The following is a 9,046-nucleotide window of genomic DNA, read 5'->3' as shown; positions in this document are numbered from 1 at the left end:
ATGCCGCCCGCCGCATGAAAATTGTTCACATCGCCCGAACCATTGGGATAGACCCGCGCCAGCAGCGGCACGACGTCCGATATCTCGGCAAAGTCGGTCCAGTCGATTTGGATGCCGGCCGCCCGCGCCATGGCGGGCAGGTGAATAGCATGGTTGGTCGACCCGCCAGTCGCCATCAGGCCGATAATGGCGTTGACGATCGCCTTTTCATCGACGCAGTGGCCCAGTGGACGATAATCGCCGCCATCCCAGCCGATGCGCGACAGCTGATGCACCGCCGCCCGCGTCAGTTCCTGCCGCAGTTTGGTGCCCGGATGGACGAAAGAGGCTGCGGGCATGTGCAGCCCCATCATCTCCATCATCATCTGGTTCGAATTGGCCGTGCCGTAGAAGGTGCAGGTGCCTGCGCCATGATAGCTGGCGCTCTCGGACTCCAGCAATTCCTCCTTGCCCACCTTGCCCTCGGCATAGAGCTGGCGGATGCGCACCTTCTCCTTGTTGGCGAGGCCCGATGGCATAGGCCCGGCAGGCACGAAGATGGTCGGCAGATGCCCGAAGCGCAGCGCGCCGATCAGCAGGCCCGGCACGATCTTGTCGCAGATGCCCAGCATCAGCGCGCCCTCGAACATCGCGTGGGAAAGTGAAACCGCCGTCGACAGCGCAATGGTGTCGCGGGAGAACAGCGACAGGTCCATGCCCGCCTGCCCCTGCGTCACGCCGTCGCACATCGCCGGGACGCCGCCCGCGACCTGCGCCGTGCAGCCGACTTCCCGCGCCGCCAGCTTGATCTGCTCAGGGTAGCGGCCATAGGGCTGATGCGCCGAAAGCATGTCGTTATAGGCGGTGACGATGCCGAAGTTCATCGCGGCGCCAGTGCGGATGACAGCCTTGTCTTCGCCGCTCGCGGCAAAGCCGTGGGCGAGGTTTCCGCAGGACAGCTGGGCGCGGTTGGTGCCCGCGTCGCGCCCCCGCTCGATCAGGTCGAGATATTTCCGGCGCGAAGCGGCGCTGCGCTTCACGATACGGTCGGTGACCCTGGCGATCACCGGATGCAGATCAGTCATTCCAGCTGGCTCCGTCACGTTCGATAAGGGCAATGGCTGAGGACGGTCCCCAGTTCCCGGAAGAATAGGGCGATGGCTTCACGCCCGCTTCCTTCCACCCGTCGATGATCGAATCGATCCATGTCCACTGCGCCTCCACCTCGTCGCGGCGCACGAACAGGGTCGCGTCCCCGGCGAGCAGATCGAGAATCAGCCGCTCATAGGCGATGCGGCGGCGCTGTCCGGCAAAGGCGGCGGTCAGCGAAACGTCCAGCGTCACCTCCTCCAGATGCACGTCGCGCTCCAGCCCCGGCCTTTTGCTCATGATGAGCAGGCGGATATATTCTTCCGGTTGCAGGCGGATGATGAGGGTGTTCGGCTCCAGCCCCGATCCATGGCCGTCGCGGCCGAAGATCGAATGGCGCACCGGCTTGAACTGGATCAATATTTCCGACTGGCGCGTCGGCATGCGCTTGCCGGTTCGCAGGTAGAAGGGCACGCCCTGCCAGCGCCAGTTGTCGATATAGGCCTTCAATGCCACGAAGGTTTCCGTGTCGGACGGCTTGCCCAGCTCATCGGCATAGCCGGTGACGATCTCGCCCCCGACTGCGCCCGGCGTATATTGGCCGCGAACGCTGTTCGCCTTCACCGTGTCGGCGGTCATCGGGCGGAGCGAGCGCAGCGCCTTCACCTTCTCGTCGCGAACCGATGTCGGGTCCATCCGGGCCGGCGGCTCCATGGCGATGATCGAAAGGATCTGGAGAACGTGATTCTGCACCATGTCGCGCAGCGCGCCGACGCCGTCATAATAGGAGACGCGGCCTTCAAGGCCGACAGTCTCGCCCACGGTGATCTGCACATGGTCGATTGCCGTGGCGTTCCACAGCGGTTCGAACATGACATTTCCAAAGCGCAGGGCGAGCAGATTCTGGACCGTTTCCTTGCCCAGATAATGGTCGACGCGGAAAATCTGGTCCTCGGCGAAGAGGGCGCCGATGCCGTCATTGACCTCCTTCGAGGATGCCAGATCCTTGCCGATCGGCTTTTCCATCGCGATTCGCGTTTTAGCCGTGATCAACCCCGCATCGGCCAGCCCCTGCGCGGTCGGCGCGAACAGGGAAGGGGGGGTTGAAAGATAGACCGAAATTCCCTTGTCCACCCTGCCGTCGAGCCGCTGGGCCAAGGCCGCGAACTGGCTGGAATTGCCTGCTTCGACCGGCTGATAGACGATCATGCCGCATAGCTGCGCGGCGATGCCCGTCTCATAGCGGTCGGCGGCGAGGAATTTCTTCAGCGCCTTGTCGATGTCGGCGCGGAACGCCTCGTCCGTGAACTCGGAACGGCCCGACGCCACGATCATGAAATCGTCGGGCAGCAGCCCATCGGCCAGCAGATTGTAAAGCGAAGGAAATATCATCCTGTGCGCCAGATCGCCGGTGGCGCCGAACAACAGGAACGTGGCAGACGGTTCGGTCAAAGGTGTCCCTTTTCCGTTGGGAGCGATTTCGAAGCGGGCTGAAAGCCCGCCGGCTCGGAAATCGCGTTAACAACAAATCGGAAGGCCGGTCCCATGCAATTGGGCCGGTTATCCGATGGTTTCAGGTCTGCACGATGCCGCTCTTATACCCAGCGGCGCTCGTTACGCAAGCCACGCTATCGCCCCCCAACTCATCCCGCAACGGCGAGAAGGTGAAGCCGTTGGATTTTTGGCTGGACGCTGGGCTTTATTTTGCCATTTGCGCCTCACCAGCACGCGAGGGTGGTGAAACGGGCAGATGCGCCGGACTCGAAAAGAGGTCTTGCGACAGCGCGTAGGGTCGATCAGGTAAATGGAATGATCGTTATTTTTGAATAGATCGGTCGAATTTCCCCTGTCTGCCTTCGGAGGCCCGATTTGGCGCTGGGAGCCACATGGAAGCCACGAGGATGCGGCATCCGGCGCGAAAGCGAAGTTTGAGTGCGCTCCGAGCGAGCATTTTTTTAGCTTTCCGAAGCGAGAGGCCCGCCAGCCGGCGATCCGCGCAGACGAAATTGTCTGCGAAACAAAATCTTCTGGTCAGGTCCCCACGAGCGACTTATAGGACGTCGCGCTTCGACTGGACGTCATGTGCAGTCATATGGCCGCCGCGGGCGTGGCGAAATGGTAGACGCAGCGGATTCAAAATCCGCCGTAGCAATACATGTCGGTTCGAGTCCGACCGCCCGCACCAGTTTGAAGAAGCCTGCGAATGCCAGCGCGCTTCATTTGGCCGAGCCTGTGTTGTCGAACGTCCTCCTGGCGGCCCAAACTCTCCAGATCTTCCAGAGCATAAGGCACGCGGCGTCCAAACTTCCTGAAGGAAGGGCCTCCGCCGATCACGCGCTGCTTTTCGAGTGTTCGGGGCGAGAGCCTAAGAAGAGCATCCGCCTCCTGATTGGTCAGATATGTGGGCAAATTTGGTCGGATCGGCTGGCCGTCCATGAGATCAATCTCGAAATAGGGCTTGGAAATGTCAAAGGCGGCCAGAATCAGGCGCCAGTGCGGATCGAACACGAAGCGCGCCCCAGCTTCATATTGTCGCGTGCGCAGAGCAGGCAGTGCTTCGCCGCGGTTGGCCGCTTTGCCGGGGGCGACGCTACTTTCCTCAAGTCCGCGGGTCGCCGCCGCATTCCCCGGATGGTCAATGAGATGTTGCAACATAACTATTGACCCGATCGGACCGGTCGGATGAGATTGTTCCCATTCAATCAGGAGATTCGTTTTGCCCGAGACCGTGCCGACCCCGATCGAGATTGACGGCGTCGATCTGTCCTATGGGAGCCACAAGGTTCTTGACCAGTTGTGCCTACGGGTAAGCGCACGGACGATCTACGCCTTACTGGGTGGAAATGGCGCCGGAAAGTCTACGACGCTTTCGGTTTTGCTCGGCTTTACAAAACCGGACGCGGGACATGTTCGCGTGGATGGCTTCGATCCGACGGTGCAGTCCGATACCGTGCGCAAGCGTATCGCCTATCTTCCCGAGAATGTGGCGCTGTACGAGCATCTCACTGCCGTCGAGAATGCCGATTATCTGCTCGCCTTGTCGGGTGAACGCACCTCACGATCCGCTATTGTGGGGGCATTCGAGGCTGCCGGTTTGCAGGAACGGGCATGGGACCAGCGCCTCGGCGGCTTTTCCAAGGGCATGCGGCAGAAAGTGGCCATTGCCGTTGCGCTGCTTCGTGAGGTTCCGGTGCTGCTGCTCGATGAGCCGACCTCCGGCCTCGATCCGCGCGCGACGGCGGATTTCAACCGCCTGTTGCTGACCGTGCGTGATCGCGGCACGGCCATCCTCATGGTCACGCACGACCTGATGAGTGCGGTCGATGTGGCAGACCGGATCGGCTTCATCGATGGTGGCCGGATCGTTGATGAGGTTGCAGCGCAAGATGCCGGTCGTTTCGACCTGCGCGCCCTGCATGACTGCTTTGCGCGCGAGGGGGCAGCGGCATGAGTCCTGTCAGCCTGATCGCGCGGGACGAATTGCGTCTCATGCGCCGCAATCGCGTCGCCGTCATCGCCTTTGCGTTGCTCGTGCTGTTGACGCTGGTCGCTGTCGTGACGAGCTGGGGTCATCAGCGCGCCGTCGCCGAGGTGCGCGCGCGCCATCAGCAGGCTGCAGAACAGGCCTTCGACACACAGCCCAACCGGCACCCGCACCGCGTCGTCCATTATGGCCACTTCATCTATCGACCGCTCGGTCCCCTTGCGGCGTTCGATCCCGGTGTCGATCCATATACCGGCAACAGCATGTTCCTGGAGGGGCACCGGCAGAATACCGCAAATTTCGGGGACGTCCGGCAAAGTTCGCTGCTCATCCGCTTCGGGCAACTAACACCCGCTTTCGTGCTCCAGACGGTCGCCCCGCTGTTGCTGATCTTTCTGGGCTATGGTGCCGTTGCCCGTGAGCGTGAGCGTGGCACGCTGCGCCCGCTCATGCTTCAGGGTGCCTCGTGCATCCAGATCATCGCCGGGAAGGTCGGCGCCCTCGGCCTCGTCGCGTTTCTGGCAGGCCTCCCTGCCATGCTCGGCTTCGCGCTGATCGCGGGTCAACCGGGCGCGCAGGCGCTGCCCATTGCAGCGATCGCTCTTGGCTATGGCCTGTATCTCGCGCTTTGGGTCGTCCTGATCCTCCTCATTTCCGCCGTCACCCGCCGCAGTCGCGATGCCTTGCTGGCGCTGCTCGCTTTGTGGACTGTGGTGGTCGTGCTCCTGCCGCGCGTCGCGCCTGACGTCGCCAGCGCGACGATCCCGCTCAGCAACCGCCTCCAGACCGACATCGCCGTGGCGCGGGACCTGCGCGCGATGGGCGACAGCCACAATCCTGACGATCCGCATTTCGCGGCGTTCAAGCGGTCGGTGCTGGACCGTTATGGAGTAAAGCGCGTCGAGGATTTGCCGGTGAACTACAAGGGGCTGCTGGGCATGGAAGGCGAGCGCATGACGTCCGAGCTGTTCGACCGGTACGCAGCGCAGAGCAACGATGCCCAGGCTCGCCAAAACGCGCTGGTCCGCGGCATCGGCCTGCTGAGTCCGGCCATCGCCGTAAGGGCGACGTCGATGGCCGCGGCAGGAACTGATTTCGCCGGGCATCGGCGCTTCCTCGAACAGGCCGAAGCCTATCGCTACGATCTCGTCCAGCGACTGAACCGGCTTCAGGCGGAAGCTGTCAGCTATGCCAATGACACGGCAGAGGATGCAGATGCCGATCGTCGCAAGCGCGTGTCCGCCGGCAACTGGCGGAAGCTGCCGGGTTTCCGGTTCCGCCTGCCCGACGACACGTCTCTCGCCGCCGCCGCCCTTCCCGGCCTCCTTGTCCTGGCAGGCTGGCTGGCCGTCGCCACGGCAGCGCTCGTCTTCATCACCCGCCGTCTGGGAGTGCGTTGATGCGCATCTGGACCTATGAGCTTCGCCTGCTTGTGCGGGCCAGGATCGCATTGTTTGCGCTTGTCCTGCTCGGCGCACTGAGCGCGGCCGCAGTCATCGCAGGCATGGCCGAGGTGGACCGTCAACGCGCCGCCATCGCCGCCATCGCCACGCCGCAAGCCGAGGATATCGGGACAATTGCCGCCTGGGTAGACAAGAGCAAGGATGCCGGGAGCGCCGCCTATTACAGCTTTCACCCGACCTGGGATTCGCCATCCCCGCTTGCTTTCGCGGCCATCGGCATGCGGGATGTGGCGCCTTACATCCTGCGGGTTCGCGCCCTGGGACTTGAGGCCCAGATATATGACGGCGACATCTTCAATCCGGAACTGGCCTTGCCCGGACGCTTCGATTTCGCCTTCGTTCTCGTGTTCCTCGCGCCGCTCTTCGTCATTGCCCTGCTGCACGACCTGATTTCGGGCGAGCGCGAGGCAGGGCGCGCCCGGATGCTCTCGGCGCTGCCATCGGCGCGAGGCCTCTGGATGAGACGGGTCATGCTCCGCTTCGGGCTCCTCTTTGCCGTGCTCTGCATCCCCTTCGCGATCGCCGCGATACTCTCCGGAGCGACCGCCGGGGCCGTGATTGCGATCTGCGCGGCGGCGGCCGGCTATCTGCTGTTCTGGATCGCCTTGACTTTGCTGGTTGGGCAACTCGGCTGGAGTTCGGTCGCAAATGCCGCGACTCTGGCGGCGAGCTGGCTCGTGCTGACGCTGGTCCTGCCGACGCTGGCACATGTGGTCATCAGCCAGACCGTCCCGGTCGATCAGGGCGCCGAGATTGCGCTGGCGCAGCGGGAAAAGGTCAACGGCGCGTGGGAGATCCCTCGCGAGGAGACGATGCGGGCGTTTTACGCCAGCCATCCGCAATGGGCGAACTCGCCGCCGCTTCCGGCCGGCTTCCATTATAAATGGTATCTCGCGTTTCATCAGGTGGGCGATGAAAGCGTCGCGGACCGGGTGCGCGCCTATCGCGGCGGTCTCGAGCACCGCGACGCCATGACGCGCACCATCGGCTGGGTGCTGCCATCCGTTGGGCTTCAGGCGCTATTGACGCATCTTGCCGAGACGGATCTCCAGGCGCAGTTGGCCTATCAGGATCGCATCCGCGACTATCACCGCCGCTTGCGCGAATTCTATTATGGCTATCTCTTCACCGATCGTCCCTTCGGCAAGGAGGACTTTGCCCGGGCGCCGCGCTTCAACACGCTTCTTGATCCGCCAACATAGCGGCCGTTGCTGTGCTCCGACTGGCTCGCTGGCAGATGCCCTACATTCATCGTCGGCCGGAGCCCCGATGGCGGTCGACTCATGATCTGATGATCAAACAGGCGGCGTGAACGACAACAGGGATTGGCTTAACTCAGCCGCCGAATGATTTGGCGCTCTTCGGTCTTTTCGCGTTCGCCGTAACAAATGACCCGGCAGCCGAAGCTGCCGGGCCAGGAAGAGCTTTCACTTTTGGTAAAAGCTTCGGGTCGCGTCGCGGCGATTAACCGTAAATTGTTACGATACCAGAAAAATCTATACTTCCATCCAAAATGGATCAGTTCCTTGCCGTTCCCGCCTGCGCGTCGAACCAGGGGATCAGTCGCGCGATCGCATCCTCGACCCGGTCGGTTGAAACGGCGAAGCTGAAGCGGATATGCCGCTGTCCGTCCACCGGGTCGAAATCGATCCCCGGCGCGGTCGCAACGCCTGTTTCGCGCAGCAATTTCTGGCAGAAGGACAGGCTGTCATTGGTCAGATGCCCGACATCGGCATAGATGTAGAAGGCCCCATCCGGCGGAGCGATCTCCTTGAGGCCAAGCGCGGGCAGCGCCGCCAGAAGCAGTTCCCGGTTCCGCCGATAGGTCGCGACATGGCCCTCCAACTCATCGATGCAGTCGAAGGCCTTCAGCCCCGCATGCTGTGCCAGCGAAGGCGGCGTCAGGAACAGGTTGCCCATCCGCGCCCGCGCCGCGTCGATCAGGTCGGGCGGAAACACCACCCAGCCCAGCCGCCATCCGGCCATGCTGAAATATTTGGAGAAACTGTTCACGATGATGGCATCCGGCGCGAATTCCAGCATCGACCGCGCCGCCTCGCCATAGCTGAGGCCGTGATAGATCTCGTCCGACACGATCCGGATGCCCCGCGCGTGGCATATCTCTGCGATGCGCGCCATCTCGTCCGCCGGAATGATGGTGCCGGTGGGATTGGCCGGGCTGGCGATGATCGCCCCGTCCGGCGCCGGCTTCAGCGCTTCCAGAGCCGCCGCGCTGATCTGATAGCGCACTGCCGGCCCGCAATCGACCTCCTGCGGCTCCAGATAGAGCGCTTTCAGGGTGTTGCGATAGGCCACATAGCCCGGCCGCGCCGTCGCCACCCGCGCACCCGGCGCGAACAGGCTGGTCAGCGCCAGCACCAGACCCGGCGAGGCGCCGCAGGTCAGCAGTATCTGCTCGGCATCGACCGTGACGCCGTAACGCTCGCGATAATGGAGCGCGATCCGTTCTTTCAGCGCCGGGCTTTCCCAATAGCCCATCGGGTCGCGGTCCAGCACCGCATGCGCTTCGGCAATGGCGGCCGACGGCGCCCCGGTGGAAGGCTGCCCGAATTCCATATGCAGGATGGAGCGGCCCGCGGCCTCCAGCCTGTGGGCTTCACGGCTGATGGCGATGGCGTGAAAGGGATCGATCTGAGCAATCATGCCGCATGCCTAAAGCCCCGTGAGCCTGCCCGCAACCTTGCCCCCGCAAGCGCGTTCCAGAGCCATGAATGACACGATCCTTGACGGCCTCCAATATTATGGCGCCGCCGCCGCCACCCTCGCAGCCCTGATCGTCTCGCTCAACCTTGGTCGCCGTATCACCGGTTGGGCTTTCGTCCTGTTCGTGACGTCCTCGATCGCACTCATCCTCTGGGGCTTTCTCTCAGAGGACAGCGAGGGGATCGGCTTTCAGAATGTCGCGCTTCTCGGCATCAACCTGGTCGGCGTCTGGCGTTACCTGATCTCGAAGCACAAGCCGCGCGACTGAAGCTGCTATTCGGAAATCCAGACCTCGACCGAAACCTCA

The 9,046-nt window shown here is 62.9% G+C and carries 7 protein-coding genes, 1 tRNA gene and 1 pseudogene; 5 read left to right on the top strand and 4 right to left on the bottom strand.

The genetic code is table 11. From position 1 onward, the window contains the following. The coding region (locus ACFC3J_RS04445; RefSeq protein WP_375194992.1) for a dihydroxy-acid dehydratase at positions 1 to 1,064 on the bottom strand (1,064 nt) is incomplete at its 3' end. Further along, complete coding sequence (zwf, locus tag ACFC3J_RS04440) at positions 1,057 to 2,520, bottom strand: glucose-6-phosphate dehydrogenase (RefSeq protein WP_375194991.1); 1,464 nt, start codon at positions 2,518 to 2,520, stop codon at positions 1,057 to 1,059. The genes zwf and ACFC3J_RS04445, both read right to left, overlap by 8 nt. Before the next feature lie 649 nt (positions 2,521 to 3,169). Here zwf and ACFC3J_RS04435 point away from each other — a divergent pair. Further along, a tRNA-Leu gene (locus ACFC3J_RS04435) sits at positions 3,170 to 3,253 on the top strand. Positions 3,254 to 3,284: 31 nt separating this feature from the next. On the opposite strand, the pseudogene ACFC3J_RS04430 reads toward ACFC3J_RS04435, so the two are convergent. Continuing rightward, a pseudogene (locus ACFC3J_RS04430) lies at positions 3,285 to 3,504 on the bottom strand (helix-turn-helix domain-containing protein). A gap of 280 nt (positions 3,505 to 3,784) precedes the next feature. On the opposite strand from ACFC3J_RS04430, the gene ACFC3J_RS04425 reads away from it, so the two are divergent. Genes ACFC3J_RS04425 through ACFC3J_RS04415 form a run of 3 tightly spaced genes read left to right on the top strand, consistent with a single transcriptional unit; the run spans position 3,785 to position 7,217 of the window. Next, the gene (locus tag ACFC3J_RS04425; RefSeq protein WP_375194990.1) at positions 3,785 to 4,519 is read left to right on the top strand and encodes an ABC transporter ATP-binding protein; all 735 of its coding nucleotides are present in this window, start codon (positions 3,785 to 3,787) and stop codon (positions 4,517 to 4,519) included. Further along, positions 4,516 to 5,952, top strand: a complete 1,437-nt coding sequence (locus ACFC3J_RS04420; RefSeq protein ID WP_375194989.1) for an ABC transporter permease — start codon at positions 4,516 to 4,518, stop codon at positions 5,950 to 5,952. Before ACFC3J_RS04425 ends, ACFC3J_RS04420 begins: the two co-directional genes overlap by 4 nt. Beyond that, entirely contained in the window at positions 5,952 to 7,217 is a 1,266-nt protein-coding gene (locus ACFC3J_RS04415; RefSeq protein ID WP_375194988.1) for a DUF3526 domain-containing protein, read from the top strand. Before ACFC3J_RS04420 ends, ACFC3J_RS04415 begins: the two co-directional genes overlap by 1 nt. 316 nt (positions 7,218 to 7,533) lie before the next feature. On the opposite strand, the gene ACFC3J_RS04410 is transcribed toward ACFC3J_RS04415, so the two are convergent. Further along, positions 7,534 to 8,679 (bottom strand): aminotransferase class I/II-fold pyridoxal phosphate-dependent enzyme, encoded by a 1,146-nt coding sequence (locus ACFC3J_RS04410; RefSeq protein WP_375194987.1) that lies wholly within the window; start codon positions 8,677 to 8,679, stop codon positions 7,534 to 7,536. Between the two features lie 64 nt (positions 8,680 to 8,743). Between ACFC3J_RS04410 and ACFC3J_RS04405 the strand changes: the two genes are divergently transcribed. After that, a complete protein-coding gene (locus ACFC3J_RS04405) occupies positions 8,744 to 9,007 on the top strand; it encodes a hypothetical protein (RefSeq protein WP_375194986.1) in 264 nt (87 codons plus the stop codon). Positions 9,008 to 9,046 lie beyond the last annotated feature (39 nt).

This window comes from Sphingobium sp., from assembly GCF_041987595.1.
Taxonomy (GTDB): Bacteria; Pseudomonadota; Alphaproteobacteria; order Sphingomonadales; family Sphingomonadaceae; genus Sphingobium.
This window is presented reverse-complemented; position numbering and strand designations above follow the sequence as displayed.